Annotated in this window: 14 protein-coding genes; 6 read left to right on the top strand and 8 right to left on the bottom strand. The window is 71.8% G+C overall.

What is annotated here, in order from left to right:
* Positions 1 to 23 precede the first annotated feature (23 nt).
* Positions 24 to 359 carry a DUF3140 domain-containing protein gene (locus AB0J55_RS27260; protein ID WP_364254189.1) on the bottom strand — a complete coding sequence of 112 codons (336 nt, stop codon included), beginning with the start codon at positions 357 to 359 and terminating at the stop codon, positions 24 to 26.
* 173 nt (positions 360 to 532) lie between these two features.
* Between AB0J55_RS27260 and AB0J55_RS27255 the strand changes: the two genes are divergently transcribed.
* Positions 533 to 1,258, top strand: coding sequence for a GAF and ANTAR domain-containing protein (locus AB0J55_RS27255; RefSeq protein ID WP_364254186.1), 726 nt, complete (start codon positions 533 to 535; stop codon positions 1,256 to 1,258).
* A gap of 74 nt (positions 1,259 to 1,332) precedes the next feature.
* On the opposite strand, the gene AB0J55_RS27250 is transcribed toward AB0J55_RS27255, so the two are convergent.
* The 3 genes from AB0J55_RS27250 to AB0J55_RS27240 all read right to left on the bottom strand — a co-directional run bounded on the left by AB0J55_RS27250 (position 1,333) and on the right by AB0J55_RS27240 (position 4,422).
* The gene (locus tag AB0J55_RS27250; RefSeq protein WP_364254183.1) at positions 1,333 to 2,190 is read right to left on the bottom strand and encodes a helix-turn-helix transcriptional regulator; all 858 of its coding nucleotides are present in this window, start codon (positions 2,188 to 2,190) and stop codon (positions 1,333 to 1,335) included.
* Between the two features lie 128 nt (positions 2,191 to 2,318).
* On the bottom strand, positions 2,319 to 2,540 hold the full coding sequence (locus AB0J55_RS27245; RefSeq protein ID WP_364254180.1) for a DUF397 domain-containing protein: 222 nt from the start codon (positions 2,538 to 2,540) through the stop codon (positions 2,319 to 2,321).
* A gap of 1,003 nt (positions 2,541 to 3,543) precedes the next feature.
* Positions 3,544 to 4,422 (bottom strand): MurR/RpiR family transcriptional regulator, encoded by an 879-nt coding sequence (locus AB0J55_RS27240; RefSeq protein WP_364254177.1) that lies wholly within the window; start codon positions 4,420 to 4,422, stop codon positions 3,544 to 3,546.
* Positions 4,423 to 4,538: 116 nt separating this feature from the next.
* On the opposite strand from AB0J55_RS27240, the gene AB0J55_RS27235 reads away from it, so the two are divergent.
* Genes AB0J55_RS27235 through AB0J55_RS27225 form a run of 3 tightly spaced genes read left to right on the top strand, consistent with a single transcriptional unit; the run spans position 4,539 to position 7,554 of the window.
* Positions 4,539 to 5,930 carry an MFS transporter gene (locus AB0J55_RS27235; protein ID WP_364254174.1) on the top strand — a complete coding sequence of 464 codons (1,392 nt, stop codon included), beginning with the start codon at positions 4,539 to 4,541 and terminating at the stop codon, positions 5,928 to 5,930.
* Positions 5,927 to 6,349: a GAF domain-containing protein gene (locus AB0J55_RS27230; RefSeq protein WP_364254171.1), complete on the top strand. Its 423-nt coding sequence runs from the start codon at positions 5,927 to 5,929 to the stop codon at positions 6,347 to 6,349. Before AB0J55_RS27235 ends, AB0J55_RS27230 begins: the two co-directional genes overlap by 4 nt.
* A complete protein-coding gene (locus AB0J55_RS27225) occupies positions 6,346 to 7,554 on the top strand; it encodes an amidohydrolase family protein (RefSeq protein WP_364254168.1) in 1,209 nt (402 codons plus the stop codon). Before AB0J55_RS27230 ends, AB0J55_RS27225 begins: the two co-directional genes overlap by 4 nt.
* Here AB0J55_RS27225 and AB0J55_RS27220 read toward each other — a convergent pair whose 3' ends face one another.
* Together AB0J55_RS27220 and AB0J55_RS27215 are read right to left on the bottom strand one after the other, a co-directional pair.
* On the bottom strand, positions 7,555 to 8,619 hold the full coding sequence (locus tag AB0J55_RS27220) for an aldo/keto reductase (protein WP_364254165.1): 1,065 nt from the start codon (positions 8,617 to 8,619) through the stop codon (positions 7,555 to 7,557).
* 78 nt (positions 8,620 to 8,697) lie between these two features.
* Complete coding sequence (locus AB0J55_RS27215; protein WP_364254163.1) at positions 8,698 to 10,200, bottom strand: tannase/feruloyl esterase family alpha/beta hydrolase; 1,503 nt, start codon at positions 10,198 to 10,200, stop codon at positions 8,698 to 8,700.
* 136 nt (positions 10,201 to 10,336) lie between these two features.
* On the opposite strand from AB0J55_RS27215, the gene AB0J55_RS27210 reads away from it, so the two are divergent.
* Complete coding sequence (locus tag AB0J55_RS27210) at positions 10,337 to 13,030, top strand: AAA family ATPase (protein ID WP_364254160.1); 2,694 nt, start codon at positions 10,337 to 10,339, stop codon at positions 13,028 to 13,030.
* A 93-nt stretch (positions 13,031 to 13,123) separates the two neighbouring features.
* Complete coding sequence (locus AB0J55_RS27205; protein WP_364254157.1) at positions 13,124 to 14,158, top strand: alpha/beta hydrolase; 1,035 nt, start codon at positions 13,124 to 13,126, stop codon at positions 14,156 to 14,158.
* Between the two features lie 31 nt (positions 14,159 to 14,189).
* On the opposite strand, the gene AB0J55_RS27200 is transcribed toward AB0J55_RS27205, so the two are convergent.
* Together AB0J55_RS27200 and AB0J55_RS27195 are read right to left on the bottom strand one after the other, a co-directional pair.
* Complete coding sequence (locus AB0J55_RS27200) at positions 14,190 to 14,963, bottom strand: alpha/beta hydrolase (protein ID WP_364254154.1); 774 nt, start codon at positions 14,961 to 14,963, stop codon at positions 14,190 to 14,192.
* The gene (locus AB0J55_RS27195) at positions 14,963 to 15,394 is read right to left on the bottom strand and encodes an organic hydroperoxide resistance protein (protein ID WP_364254151.1); all 432 of its coding nucleotides are present in this window, start codon (positions 15,392 to 15,394) and stop codon (positions 14,963 to 14,965) included. Before AB0J55_RS27195 ends, AB0J55_RS27200 begins: the two co-directional genes overlap by 1 nt.
* Positions 15,395 to 15,409: the final 15 nt, after the last annotated feature.

Genomic DNA, 15,409 nt, shown 5'->3' with positions numbered 1-15,409 from the left:
GCTGGTGGTGGCCTTCGGTGTCGTCACGCGGGTTTGAGCGGGTCGTGGCCGAGCGACATCAGGCGGTGTCGCCAGTGGGCTTCGCCCGCGGTGGGTTCCAGGTCGTCGCGGCGCTCGGAGTGCACCCGGTCGACCACTTTCCGCATCACGTCCGCGTCGCGGCCGTCCACGTCGGACCGCCGCTTGCGCAGGATGGTCAGGACCTGGTGGCCCGTCGGCGGGCCCGCCTCGTCGGGGAGCGGTTCGGCCTCCGGGCCCGCGTCGCGCGTGCGCAGCCAATCCTCCAGCTCGCGCGAGGTCATGTTCACCACCCGGTGGAACTCCGTCCACAGCTCGTCGTCAACAGCCGGATTGTCCATGTTCGGCGGCTACCCGGCGCGGCCGACGTCAAACCGTGGCTGGTGGCCGGTAGAATTCCCGCGGACCCGTTGAAACGCCAGCGGTGGTCTCTGTTGACGCTGCTGGCGAGCTCATCCCGTGCTCGCCGCTTGACGCATGGGAGGGGTGGGCGTTGCCGACCACTGGCGACGGCATGGCAGAGCGGGTCGACGAGCTGAACGCCGTCCTGGCCGATCTCGTCGGGGTGCTCGAATCGATGTCCGACACACCGGGGCTGCTCGACGCGGTCTGCGGCGAGGCGGTCCGGGTGGTCCCGGACGCCGACCTCGCCAGCATCATGGTGGTCCGCGACGGCGTGACGCAGACGGCGGCCTTCACCGACGAGCGCGCCCAGCGCATCGACGACGTCCAGTACGCGGCGGGCGACGGTCCGGGCCTGCTCGCGGCGCTGACGGGCGAGGTCGTCCGGGTGGCGGTCGCCGAGACGGGCGACCAGTGGCCCGAATTCGTGGCCGCGGCGAAGGAACTCGGCGTGGGCAGCTACCTGGCGGTGCCGCTGCGGGTGGACGACACCCTGGTCGGCGCGATCACGTTGTTCGCGTTCGAGAGCCATGGTTACCACGAGTTCGACACGAAGGTGCTGCGCCTGTTCACGCTGTGCGTGGAGACGGTGCTGCGGCTGACGCGCCGCTACCGCGAGGCCCGCCGGCTGGCGGACGAGCTGCACAACGCGATGGAGACCCGGGCGGTGATCGAGCAGGCCAAGGGCATGCTGATGCTGATCCACCGGGTCACCGAGGATGCGGCGATGCAGCGTCTGATCGTGGAGTCCCAGCACACGAACATCAAGCTGCGAGACGTGGCGGCCCGCTTCACCAAGCGGATGAGCTCGGCCGACGGAGGTCAGGCCCGGTCCTGAGCAGCGTCCCCGGGCCGCCCTGCGCCGGCGTGTGTGCAGGGGCGGCCCCGGGGACGAGCACGGCTCCACCACGGTCAGTGACGATTCTGCAGGCTTTCCTCGATGACGTGCGGTGTTTCCGAAGGCGGGAGGGCGGCGGCCTCGAGGCGGGCGAAGATCTTACCGAATTCCACCGCTTTTTCGGCGCCCAGCACATCGTCGAAGTATTGGTCGCCGTCGGGGCGTTCTATGCTGAGGTGCAGGTCGTTCACTTGCTCGGTCACCGTGAGGATGGTGAACGAACTCTGCATTCCTTCGATCCACCCCGCGGAATAAGGGAGGATCTGGACCGTTACGTTGGGCTGCCGGGAAACCTGCATGATGCGCTGGAGCTGCTCCCGCCAGTCGTGCAGATCCGTGACCTGCCGGTGGAGGACGGATTCGTCCAGGATGAAGTTGTGCTCGAGTTCCGGGTCGTCGAGTCTGGCCTGCCTGCTGCGCCGGATCCGGACCTGCCGGTCGGCGAGTTCCCGGTCTTCGCTGTTCCCGAGGATCAGCGACCGGGTGTACGCGATGGTCTGCAGCAAGCCGGGCACGAGGTGCAACTGGTACTGCCGGACCGAGATCGCCGCCGACTCGAGGCCGATGTACTTGACGAAGTCGGGGCTGAGCAGGCGGCGGTATTCATCCCACCACGCCGGCTGCCTGCCGGCTTTCGCCAGTTTGACGTAGGTTTCCACTCGGTCGCGATCGGTGATGCCGTAGTGGAGGAGAAGGGCCTTCAAGTCCGTGATCGACAGCCCGACCGATCCGTTTTCTATTCTGATGATCTTGGAAACGGACCAATCCAGAGCCTCGGCGACTTCCCGTTGCGTAAGGGAAAGAGCTTCGCGAGCTTCGCGGATCGTGGCCAGTACGCGGCGTTGACTGACGAGCGGTGATGATCGGGTCATGGCTCGCACCCCCGTTCGTCAGGGTGATAGCTGTCTGCCAGCTGGCAGAATGATAGCAGCACGAACGGGGTGTGGCCGGATTCTGCGGGCCGGATTCGGCCGGCCCCGGAAAGGTGCCGTTCCCTGTGTCAGCCGCGTGGGTCGGCGGAAGAATGGACAAATGCCGACCATGACGTCCCGGAAAAGACGATCATCGGGCCGGGGTCCTTCGAGTCGCGCACGGCGACGAACGCCTCGGCGGCCGCGACCTCGACGCAGTTCGCGTCGGTGCCGCTCGAGCTGGCGGAGCTCTTGACCCAGGCGAGGCGGCTGCGGTCGACCACCGCGGGGGTCTCATTGCCGCGGGGCACGGCCACCTCGTTTCTGGCGGGCGTGGGCCAGCCGGTATCGGCGACGCGGCCGGTTCGCATCCGGGTCGCGTCAGGGGATGCTTGCGTTGCGGAGTGTACGGGACACTAGGCCAATCGGTCCCTCTAGGACATGGGTCCGCCCCTCGGACGGGCGACTGCCCTAGTCGCGAGGTGATCGGCCGCAGCGGCAATGTGAGTGGGTCCGGGATGCTTGTCGCGGAGAAAAGGTTTCCCGAGATGAGCGTGAAGAATGGGGGCCCGAACTTGGCAGGCAATGCCGGCTGTTGTCGATCTTCGCCGTCGATTCACGGCGAGCTCGGTATAGTTTTTCGGATTCTCGTTCGGGCACTTTGCCGGCTCCTCGTTCGGGTTGTCCGACCTGAGCATATGCCGAGAAAGCGCTGACCTCGCGAAGTGTTCGCCGGAGCGCAATGGTGTCTTGCTGTTCGATGGATTGCGTCTTGCACTGCGTCGTATCGGTATTTGGCCAATCGCCTGTTGGCTGCTCGTGGCCAGGCGTTGGTGGTGGCGCCCTTGTGCGCACTGGCATCGAGGTCGGGGGCGGATTGATGGTCGGCAGTCAGCCAGGTGGCGCGATGTCTCTTTTCGGTGGCGACATGGGTCCGGTGGTTCACGTGCTGGTGATGGACCCCGCGGCGTCGATTCGACGGTGCGGTGAATTCCGGCTGGCCAAGGGACGAATGATGATCGTTTCGCCGGTGGGCGGGAAAAGGGGGATGATCCTTTGCCGGGGATTCCTCCCGTGCGTCCGCAGGTGTGGTTTCCTGGTCGTCTGCAAGTGCGGCTGGGGTGTCACCGGCCGCGGGGTTCCGGCCGAATGCCCGGTGGCCGGCGATGGCCAGGCAGTCGGCTTGGTGGCCCACCGGGTGACGGCAAAATGCCTGGTTGCTGCACCTCGCCTGATGGGAGAGCGAGGCTGCCGCGGGCTCCGGCGGCGCCCGCCCGCGAAAAATTCACCCGGATGCCGTAGTGGCTGCGGAGATCAGCGCGGCCCTGCCGACGGGCGCCGGTGCAGCAGGTCGAAGCGGGACCACATCGCTTCGGCCGCCTCGATCGACGCGCTCGTGCGGACCGGGTCGGCTGCGGCCAGCTGGGCCACGATCGCCTGGACCAGGGCCATGCCCGCGGTCAGCGACGGGAAGAACGTCACGCCCTCCGCCGGCACCATCAGCACCTGCTCCGCCGCTCCGGCCAGGGCCGGGCTCGCCGCGTCCGTGATCGCGAACACCCGTGCGCCGCGAGTGCGGGCCTCGTTCGCCGCCAGGACCGTGCTCTCGTACAGGCGCCAGAAGCTGATCGCCACCAGGACGTCGTCGGACGTCAGTTTCGCCGTCTGGTTCGCCAGCTCCGCGTCGCCGGCTGTCACCGCGTGGACGTCGTAGCCCGCCAGCCGCGCGTTGTGCGCCATGGCGATGCCGACCGCCGCGTAGCTGCCGTCGGCGATCACCAGCGTCCGGCGGGCCGCCGCGATCGCGCCGGCGACCACGCGCAGCACCTTCTCGTCGAACCGGCGGTTCAGCAGGGCGAGGCTGTCGAGGTCGCGGCGCAGGGACGCCGACCCGGGCGAGTCGACACCGCGGTGTTCCTCGGCGACCTGCGGTGCGCTCAACGACGACATGTACCGGGCCCGCAGCTCCTGCTGCAGCGCCGGCCAGCCGGCGAAGCCCAGGGCCTGGGCCGTGCGGGTCACCGTTGCGACGTTGACGCCGGCGAGCTGCGCCAGCTCGGCCGTCGAACCGAACGACGCCCGCCGCGGCTGGGACACCAGCACCTCCAGCACCGCGGCCGACTTCGGCCGCAGGCCCCGCTCGGGCAGCCGGTCCCGCAGCCACGCCTCGAAACCGTCGTCGGTCTCCGCCACCAGTGGTCTCCCTCCAGGTCGCGTGCACCGTAACCCACCGAGTTTTGCAACAGACGTTGCAGTTTTGTCGAACTGCAGTTTATGTTGTCGGCACTCCCCGACGGAAGGCGTTCCCCATGACGCTGCTGGCTCGACTGGACCGGCTCCCGCTGAGCCGGCCCCACCACAAACTGCTGCTCATCGGCGGTCTCGGCTACACCTTCGACGGCATGGACTCGGCGGTCGTCGCCTTCCTGCTGCCCAGCGCCAAGGCCGCGTGGCACCTCGACAACGGCCAGCTGGGCCTGATCGGCTCGGCGACTCCGTTCGGCTTCCTCTTCGGCGCGATCGCGGCCGGCCTGCTCGGCGACCGCATCGGCCGCAAGAAGGTGATGATGTACGCGCTGGCCTTCTACGCGCTGTTCTCGGTCGTCGCGTCCTTCTCGCCGAACTACGAGGTCTTCCTCGGCGCCCGCGTGCTGGCCGGGGCGGGCGCCGGCGCCGAGAGCGCGATCATCGCGCCCTTCCTGTCCGAGTTCGTCCCGGCCAAGCGGCGCGGCTGGTTCGTCGGCGCGCTCGCCGGGTTCTTCTCCTTCGGCTTCGTCGCGGCCGCGCTGATCGGGCGGTTCGTCGTCCCGTCGTTCGACCAGGGCTGGCGGGTCGCGCAGCTGGTCACCGCGCTGCCGATCGTCATGCTGCTGTGGTGGCGCCGGTCCCTGCCCGAATCACCGCGGTTCCTGCTCGCCCACGGACGGGCCGCCGAGGCCGAGAACGTCGTCGCGAAGCTGGAGCGTGACGTCGAGAAGGCCACCGGCACCGCGCTGCCGCCGGTGCCGCCCGCGGCCGCGCAGCCCGTGACCGAGACGCCGAAGGTCAACCTGTTCAGCGCGCTGAAGTTCCTGTGGAGCCCGGCGATGCGGCGCCGGACGGCGGTGATCTGGACCGTCTGGTTCGTGATCACGTTCTCCTACTACGGCTTCTTCTCGTGGATCCCGACGCTGCTCGTCGAACGCGGCATCACGGTGACGAAGAGCTTCGAGTTCTCGATCATCATCTACCTGGCCCAGGTGCCCGGATACTTCTCGGCCGCGTGGCTGTCCGAACGGCTCGACCGCAAGCACACCATCGCCCTCTACCTGGCCGGCTCGGCCGTGAGCGCGTTCTGGCTGAGCCAGACGAGCACGCCGTGGTCGATCACGCTCGCCGGGGCGGTGCTGTCGTTCTTCCTGAACGGCACCTACGCCGGGGTGTACTCCTACACGCCCGAGGTGTTCCCGACCTGGATCCGCGCCAGCGGCACCGGCCTGTCCAGCGCGTTCGGCCGGGTCGGCAGCATCCTCGCGCCGACGATCATCGGCCTGTCCGCGGCGAGCCTCGGCTTCGCCGGCGTCTTCGGCCTGACGACGGCGGTGCTGGCGGCCGGGGTGCTCTGCGTGCTCGTCTTCGGCCTGTCGACCGCGGGCCGTTCGCTGGAGGAACTGACCGAACACGGGGCGCCGAAGGCCGCCGCGAAGGAGATGACGAAGTGAGTTTGTCCACTGTGGAGGAACGCGTGCGGGCGGAGCTCGGCGTCCGGCTGTTCACCGTGCTCGCCTGGATCCCGGAACGCCGGGCGCTGCGGCGGGTGCACAGCAGTCATCCGGCGGAATACCCGGTGGGCGGGGAGAAGACCGTCGAGGTCGCAGCGGGCTGGCTCGACCGCTGCATCACCGCGCAGGAGCCCTACTTCGGGCCGGACCGGGCCGCGGTGCGGGAGATCTTCGCCGACCACGAGCTGATCGAGTCCCTCGGCTGCGGTTCGATCATCAACGTGCCCGTCGTCGACGGCGGGCGGACCCTGGGCGTGCTCAACATCCTCGACGCCGAAGGCGCGTACGACGAGGCTTCCGTCAAGGCGGCCGAATCGCTCGCGCCGCTGGCCGTGCCCGCGCTCAAGGAGGAACGGTGAACTTGCTGCTGCGCAACGCCCGCCTGCTCGACCCGCTTTCGGGTGAATACACCGAGGGCGACCTCCGGTGTGCCGACGGCCGCATCGCCGAGGTGGGACCGCGCTTGGCCGCGGCCGAGGTGCCCACGCTGGACGTGCGGGGCGCGGTCGTGCTGCCCGGCCTGGTCGACGCGCACGTCCACGTCACGGCGTCGACGGCGGACCTGGGTTCCCTCCCGTCGTCGTCACCGTCCTACGTGGCCGCGCACGCCGCCCGCACGATGAGCCGGATGCTCGACCGCGGGTTCACCACGGTCCGCGACGCCTCCGGGGCCGACTACGGCCTGGCCGACGCCCAGGCCGAAGGGCTGTTCCGCGGCCCGCGGCTGCTGTTCTGCGGGCGGGCGCTGAGCCAGACCGGCGGGCACGGCGACAGCCGCACCCGCGGGACGAACGCGCGCGACGACCACCCGTGCTGCGCCGGGCTCGGCCGGGTGGCCGACGGCGTCGACGCCGTCCGCGCCGCGGCCCGCGACGAACTGCGCAAGGGCGCCCACCACATCAAGGTGATGGCCTCGGGCGGCGTGGCGTCCCCGACCGACCGCATCGACTCGACGCAGTACTCGGCCGGGGAACTGCGGGCGATCGTCGAGGAAGCCGAGGCGGCCAACCGGTACGTCGCCGCGCACGCCTACACCGCCCGCGCCGTGAACCGCGCCCTGGAGGTGGGGGTCCGGTCGATCGAGCACGGCAACCTCCTCGACGACCGCAGTGTCGAGCTGTTCGGCGAACACGACGCCTTCCTCGTGCCGACGCTGGTGACGTACTGGGCCCTCAAGGAAGAGGGCCGCGAGCACGGGCTGCCGGAATCGAGCTGGCGCAAGGTGGACGAGGTCCTCGGCGCCGGCTTGGCGGCCCTGGACCGCGCGGCCCGCGGCGGCGTCAAGCTGGTCTACGGCACGGACCTGCTCGGCGGCATGCACCGCCACCAGAACCACGAGTTCCGCCTGCGCGGCGAGGTCCAGTCCCCGCTGGAGGTGCTCCGCTCGGCGACGTCGACGGCGGCGGAGCTGCTGAACCTCACCGGCGAGGTCGGCACCCTGGCGGTGGGCGCGCACGCGGACCTGCTGGTGGTACCCGGCGATCCGCTGGCCGACATCGGGGTCCTGGCCGAGCCGGAAAAGTTCCACCACGTCATCCAGGGCGGCGCGGTGGTGTCGGGCTGACTACCAGTTCCGCACCGCGGGCGCGTATCCCGCCGGCTTGTCGCCGATCTTCAGGCCCGGGCTCACGATCCAGTTCTGGTAGCCCGGGGTGAACATCCGGTACACCGACGCCGGCGGGACCGCGCTCGCCTCGTCGAGCAGGGTGCGCAGCTCGGCCGGGATTTCGAAGTCCAGGGCGGCCATGCTCTTGCCGAGCTGGTCCGCGCTGCTCGCGCCGACGATCGCCGCCGCGAGGCCCGGCTGGGTGGCCACCCAGTTGATCGCCACCTGGGCCATCGTGACGCCCAGCTTGGCCGCGACCTCTTCGAGGGGTTCGAGGATCTGCGGGGTGCGCTCCGTCCACGAAGGACCGTCGCTGAGCCGTCCCGTGCCGCCGTCGCGGTACTTGCCGGTGAGGATGCCGCCGGCCAGCGGGCTCCACGCCGTGACGCCGAGGCCGAGCTGCCGGGCCATCGGCACGTGCTCGGTCTCGATTTCCCGCTCGGCCAGTGAATACGGCAGCTGCAGGTTGACCATCGGCGCCAGCGAGTGGGCCTCCGTCAGCGACTGGGCCCGCGCGGCGTACCAGCTCGGGACGTCGGACAGGCCCGGGTGGCGGATCTTGCCCGCGCGGACGAGGTCGTCGAGCGTGCGCACGACCTCCTCGACCGGGGTGATCCGGTCCCAGGTGTGCAGCAGGAAGAGGTCGACGTAGTCCGTGCCCAGGCGGCGCAGCGACGCCTCCAGCGCGCGGATCATGTGCTTGCGCCCGTTGCCGCCGGCGTTGGGGTCGGCCGGGTCGACGGTGTTGGTGAACTTGGTGGTGAGGACGAGCCGGTCGCGGGAGTGCGTCTCGGCGATGAGCTTGCCGAGGATCGTCTCGCTCTCGCCCGCGGTGTAGAAGTCCGCGGTGTCGACGAAGTTGCCGCCCTCGTCGAGGTACTTCCGGAAGATCGGGCGGGCTTCGGCCTCGGTCCTGCCGTAGGCGGCGTGGAAACCGCCGGTGCCGAAGTTCATGGTGCCGAGGGCGAGCCGGCTGACGCGGAGGCCGGACCGGCCGAGGAGGTAGTACTGGTCGAGTGCCATGGCTTCAGCGTGCCGAGCGGATTTTGGACCCGCAAGTCCAGTCCGCGAGCGCCGGGGGAAGCGCTCGCGGACCGGAGATCAGCGGCAGCGGTAGCTCGACGCCGTGGCCGGGTCACCGCCGGTGTAGCGGGAAACCCGCGGGAGCGGGCACAGGTCGCGCGTCTTGCCGTCCGCGGACGCCGCCGCCAGGGTCGCCGGCGCCTTGCCGTGCTCGACCCAGTCGACCAGCGCGCCCAGCGCGTTCGTCGGCTCCGGGCCGCCACCGCCGAAGCAGTGTTCGACCCCCGGCGCCAGGAACAGCCGGTAGAAGTCGTTCACCCGGTGCGCGCCGCCCATCGTGCGTTCGACCTGGGCGCGGTAGGACAGCGTGCCGCCCGGCGGGATCAGCTGGTCGTTCGCGCCGATGAACGTGATCAGCTTGCCGCCGGCCCACCGGAACGCCGACAGGTCCGGGTCGGACGTGCCGATGACGGCGTCGTACTCCCGCACCGACTGGCGGAACAGGTCCGTGTACTGCGCGTACGTCAGCTTCGAGGTGTCGAAGGCGGGCTGCTTCTCGAGGAACGACTGCACCCACTTGACGGCCACCGGGAAGCCCGGCGCGGTGAGCGTGCCGTCGGGGCCCGGCTGGGTGCCGGCCAGCCAGGTGAAGTCCGCGCCCTTCGGCAGGCCCGCCCACAGCCGGCGGCCGTGCTCGTCGGTCGGGCCGGCCCAGATCTTGCGCATGACCTCGGCGTCCGCCGCGGTGACGGTGAACTCGTGGCCGTCGCAGACCACCTTCGTCCCGACGAGGCTGCGGGGGTCGTAGCTGCACTCGTCCGGCCGGTCGACGATGCCGTTCGTCACGCCGTCTTTCGCGTCGCACGCCTGGACCGCGGCCGTGCGGAACGCCGAAAGGACGCAGGTGCTGGGGAAGTCGTGGCTCTGGTTCATCACGATCTGCGGCCAGAGGGTCGCGACCGCGAACTGCGTCCAGTCGACGGCGGGGGCGTTGGCCAGGATGCCGTCGAAGTCCTCGGGGTACTTCTGGGCTTCGGAGTAGCCCTGGCGGCCGCCGGTCGAGCAGCCCGTCCAGTAGGAGTACGAGATCGGGCGCTGGTAGTACCGCTGCGTGACGGCCTTGCCGATGACGGCCTCTTCGTGCACCGATCGGGTGGCGAAGTTGGTCAGCAGGGTCCGGTCGACCTGGCCGTCCTTCACCGCCCAGGACGTGTCGAGGCCGTCCAGGGACACGCCGGCGTCGGTCGTCACGGCGGCGTAGCCGTCCTTGACCGCCGGCGCGAGGGCGTCGAAGTTGCCGGCGGCGTAGGCGCTGCCGCCGAGGGCCTGGAGCCGGCCGGTCCACCCGGTGTCCGGCAGGGCCACGGCGACCTTGACGTGGTCACTGCCGGTGTGGGTGAGGGTGACGGTGATCAGGCAGTACGACGGCTGGTGCTCGGCCTGCACCGATTCGATCTTTGCGCCGGACGGCGCGGGCACCGCGACGGCGGCGCACGGGGCCGGGGTTGCTGCCGAGGCGGCCGGCTGCGTGACGGTGGTCAGCAGGAACGGCACGGCGGCAGCGAAAAGGAGGCGTTTCATCTGTCTCTCCGGTCGCTGGTCATTGCGGGGGAACGGTAGGGGTCCGGCCGCCGGGCCCGCGCCCGTCGGATGACGCTGCTGCCGTACGTCACTCGGCTCTGAGCTGGGGAAACGGCCGTTGGGTAAGGTCGTTTCCATGGCGCTGAGCGGACGGGACACCGAGCTGAAGGAGCTGGGCGAGCTCGTCGACGGCCCGGAGGACCGCAGCGGCGTCGTCATCCGCGGCGAGCCGGGCATCGGCAAGTCGGCGCTGGTGACGGCGACGGCGGCCGCGGCGTCGGTCGCGGGGCTGCGGGTGCTGCGGACGACCGGCGCGGAAGCCGAGCGGAACCTGGCGTACGCCGGGCTCCACCAGCTGTTGCACCCGGTCCGCGCCGGGATCGCCGAGCTGCCCGAGCCGCAGCGGGACGCCCTGCGGACGGCGCTCGGGCTGGCGCCGGGAGCCGGGCCGAGTGCGTACCTGGTCGGGCTGGCGGCGCTGACCCTGCTGGCCGAGGCGGCCGCGGCCAAGCCGTTGCTGCTGGTCGCCGAGGACGTGCACTGGCTGGACCGGGCGAGCGCGGACGTCCTGGCGTTCGTGGCCCGGCGGATCGAGACCGAGCCGATCGTCCTGGTCGCCACGCTGCGGGACGGCGAGGAGTCCCCGCTGCTCGAAGCGGGACTGGCGTCGATGGTGCTGGACCGCCTCCCGGCCGACGCGGCGGCGGAGCTGCTGGACTCGGTGGCGCCCCGGCTGGCCCCGGCGGTCCGCACGCGGCTGCTGGCGGAGGCGGCGGGGCTGCCGCTGGCGTTGACGGAGCTGCCGTCGGCGATCGCGGATTCCGACGGGCTCGACCCGCGGCTGCCGTTGACGGAACGGCTGGAGCGGACGTTCTGCGACCGGGTGGCGGTGCTGCCGGCCGAGACCCGGACGGCGCTGCTGGTGGCGGCGCTGAACGAGACGACATCGTTGGCGGAGACCCTGGACGCGACGGGCGCCCTGCTGGGGACGTCCGCCGAAACCGACCTTCTCGCCCCCGCCGCCGAGGCCCGGCTGATCGAGCTCTCCGCCGGAGCCGTCACCTTCCGCCACCCGCTCATGCGGTCCGCCATTCCCGCCTCCGCCACCCCGCTCGACCGCCGGAACGCGCACCTCGCCCTGGTCGAAGCCCTCCACGACCAGCCCGACCGGCGTGCCTGGCACCAGGCCGCCGCCACCGCCGGGCCCGACGAGGCCGTCGCCGCCGAGCTCGAACGCACCGCCGGACGGGCCCGCTTCCGCGGCGGTGCCGCGGCCGCCATCGCGGCCCTGGAACAGGCCGCCCGGCTCAGTGACCGGCCGGAACGCCGGGCGGAGCGGCTGCTGCTGGCCGCCGAGCTGGCCGTCGAGTCCGGGCGGCGCGAAACCGCCGAACGCCTGGTCCACGCCGCCGGCCCCGCCGACCCCCGCGGCCGGGCCACCGCGAGCCGGCTGCTCAGCGAGTTCGAAGACGGCGTCCGGGAGGACCCGGCGCGCGTCGCGGAACTCGCCCGGACCGCCGCCTCCGTCGCCGACGGCGGGCACCCGGACGCCGCCCTGCGGATCCTCTGGAGCGCCGCCATGCGCTGCTTCTGGACCGAGCCGGGGCCGGCCGCGAGAAAAGCCCTGCTGGACGTCGCCGACCGGCTGCCCGTCCCGGACGGCGACCCGCGGATCGTCGCCGTCACCGCGTACGTCGCGCCCTTCGAACGCGGCGAAGCCGTCCTGGGCCACCTGCGGGAGCTGGTCGCCAAGACCGGCGCCGACCCCGAGGTCGACCGGTACCTGGGCAGCGCCGCGCTGCAGGTCGGCGCCTTCGACCTCGCCGCCCGCTTCTCCGCCGCCGCCGCGCCCGGGCTGCGGGCCCAGGGGCGGCTCGGGGTGCTGCCGCGAGCGCTGGCCGTCCTCGCGTGGAGCCGGGTGCGGCTCGGCGACCTCGCCGGCGCGGTGCCGGCCGCGGCGGAAGCCGTCCGGCTCGCCCGGGAGACCGGCCAGCCGTTCATGGCCGGGCTGGCCACCGCGGTCCAGGCCGAGATCGCCGCCCTGCGCGGCGACCACAAGCAGGCGAAGACCCTGGCCGAGGAGGCCGAACGCGGCGGGCTCGCGGCCGGCGCCCGGCCCGTGCTGGCGACCGTGCAGCTCACGCGCGGCCTGGCGCACCTCGGCGAGGGCCGGTTCGACGACGCGTTCGCCGACCTGCGCCGGCTGCTCGACCCGGCCGATCCCGCGTACCAGCTCGCGTTGCGCGCCTACTGCGTCGCGGAACTCACCGAGGCCGCGGTGCGGGCCGGGCGGACCGGCGAGCTGCGCGAGGTCCTGGCCGGATTCGAAAGCCTGGACACGCCGTCGCCCGCCCTGCAGATCGGCCTCCGGTACGCGCGGGCCGTGCTCGACCCGTGCGACGAGCGGTTCGCCGAAGCCCTGCAAGCCGACCTCGCGGGCTGGCCCGCCGAACGCGGCCGCGTCCACCTCGCGTTCGGCGAGTGGCTGCGGCGGCAGCGGCGGGTCGTCGAATCGCGGACGCACCTGCGCACCGCCCGCCGGACCTTCGACGCGCTGGGCATGACGGCCTGGGCCGAGCGGGCCCGCCGCGAGCTGCGCAGCGCGGGCGAATCGAGCCCGAACCGCGGCCCGGACGCCCGGGACAAGCTGACCCCGCACGAGCTGAGCATCGCGGAGCTGGCCGCCGAAGGGCTGACGAACCGCGAGATCGGGCAGCGGCTGTACCTTTCGCACCGGACCGTCGGCACCCACCTGCACCGGATCTTCCCCAAGCTGGGCGTGAGCTCGCGCGCCGACCTCGCCGGGGCGCTGAAGACCCTCGGCGGGTGACGTACACCGGCTGCGTCACCCGACGGGCGCGAAGGTCACCAAACCGCTCCTAACGTGGTGAAAGTCCCACGGTCTTTCGCACAGGAGCAGCAGATGATCAGCAGGAGAAGGTTCGGGCAGGCGTTCGCGGCCGGGCTCGCGGCGTCGTCCCTGGCGGCCTGCTCGGCGGGCACCCCCGCGGCCGCCCCCGCCCCCGCGCCGGCCCCGGACCTGCGGGCGGGTTCGGGGGAGCACACGTCGATGGGGCCGGTCAAGCACGCCGACGCCGGGGTGCTCTCCATGGCCTACCACGAGTTCGGCCCGGCGACCGGGCAGCCGGTGGTCCTGCTGCACGGCTGGCCGTACGACCCGTACAGCTACGTCGACGTCGCCCCGATCCTGGCGGCCGCCGGTCACCGCGTGATCGTCCCGTACCTGCGCGGCTACGGCCCGACGGTGTTCAAGTCCGCGGACACCGTCCGCAACGGCCAGCAGACGGCCGTGGCGCTCGACGTCGTCGCCCTGCTCGACGCGCTCAAGATCGACAAAGCCGTCTTCGGCGGCTACGACTGGGGCGGCCGGACCGTCGACATCATCGCCGCGCTGTGGCCGGAACGCTGCACGGCGATCGTGGCGGTGAGCGGGTACATCGTCACGAACCTCAAGGCGAACCAGCAGCCGCTGGCCCCGGCCGCCGAGCTCGGCTGGTGGTACCAGTACTACTTCGCGACCGAGCGCGGCCGCGCGGGCTACTCGGCAAACCGCCACGACTTCAACAAGCTGATCTGGAAGAACGCGTCCCCGGCCTGGCCCTTCGACGACAGTACGTACGACCGCAGCGCGGCGGCGTTCGACAACCCCGACCACGTGGCGATCGTGATCCACAACTACCGCTGGCGCCTCAGCCTCGCCCCGGGCGAGCCGCAGTACGAGGCGTACGAACAGAAACTGGCCGCGGGCGCGACGATCGGCGTCCCGTCGATCACGATCGGCAGCGACTTCGACGGCGCGGCCAAGGACGGGAAGGCCTACCGCGCGAAGTTCACCGGCAAGTACGAGCACCGCATCTTCGACGGCATCGGCCACAACGTGCCGCAGGAAGCACCGCGCCCGTTCGCCCAGGCGATCCTGGACGCCGCCCGGATGTGAGGAAAGGGGCCCGGAAACCGGGCCCCTTTCCTCAGCGGGTGGCGCGGTGGATGACGTCGACGACGGCGCCGGGGGCCGCCGAGGCGATCGCGTGCGGCGAGTCGACCTCGGTGATCGACGCGTGCGCCCGCCGGGCCTCGAACCGTTCCGCCGCCGGGGGAATCGCCCGGTCGCGGGACGCGACGAGGGCGTACTTCCGGATGCCCGCCGGTGCCGTCGCGGTGATCTTCTCGTCGAAGGCCGCCGCCAGGATCGGGCGCTGGCCCGCCGCCGCGACCGCCGCGTCGAGCGCCGGCAGGCCCGCGGCGAACAGCGAGGGGTAGCTCGCCGCGTTCACGAACAGCTCCGGGCCCACCGCGTGCGTGGTGGCCGGGCCGATGAGCGACCCCGGGAACTGCGCGTTCAGCTGCCCGGCCGTCTCGCCCGCCTCCGGGATGAACGCCGCCGCGTAGACCAGGGCCCGCACGTCGGCCGTCCGGCCCGCGAGCTCGCTGATCAGCAGGCCGCCGTACGAGTGCCCGACGAGGATCTTCGGGCCCGGCACCGCGTCCAGGATCCCTTGCAGCGACGCGACATCCGCCGCGATCCCGCGCAGCGGCACGGCGGGTGCGATGACCGGATAGTGCTCGGCCAGCAGCTGCCGCGTCACCGGCGCCCACGCGGACGCGTCCTCGAACGCGCCGTGGACGAGGACGACCGTCGGCTTCGGGCGCGAAGGCGCGGCGGCGACCCCGGGGGAGGCGGCGGTGAGCACGCCCGCCCCGGCGATCGCCACGGCCGCCAGCGCGGTGACGGCGCGCCGCATCACGCGACCGTCGCGTCGAGGGTGACCTCGATGTTGCCGCGCGTGGCCTTCGAGTACGGGCACACCTGGTGCGCGCTGCGGACCAGGTCGTCCGCCGTGGCCTGGTCGATGCCCGAGGCCTCCAGGTGCAGCACCGCGCTGAGCCGGAACTCGCCCGCTTCCGTGTCGTGGTGCAGGGTCACCTCCGCGACCACGGCGAGGTCGTTCAGCGGCACCTTCTTCGCGCCCGCGACCCGACGCACCGCGCCGACGAAGCACGACGCCCAGCCCGCCGCGAACAGCTGCTCCGGGTTGGTGCCGTCGCCCGCGCCGCCGAACGCCTCGGGCACGGCCAGGGTGACGTCGAGCGCGCCGTCGTCGGAGGTCGCGCGGCCGCCGTTGCGGCCCTCCGCGGTGGAGGTGGCGACAGCGGTGTAGGTCACTTCGGACATGGCTTTCCTTTCAGC

It is taken from the genome of Amycolatopsis sp. NPDC049688 (assembly GCF_040674975.1).
GTDB lineage: Bacteria > Actinomycetota > Actinomycetes > Mycobacteriales > Pseudonocardiaceae > Amycolatopsis.
Note: the sequence above shows the minus strand (reverse complement) of the source record. Positions and strands in the feature narration are given on the sequence as shown.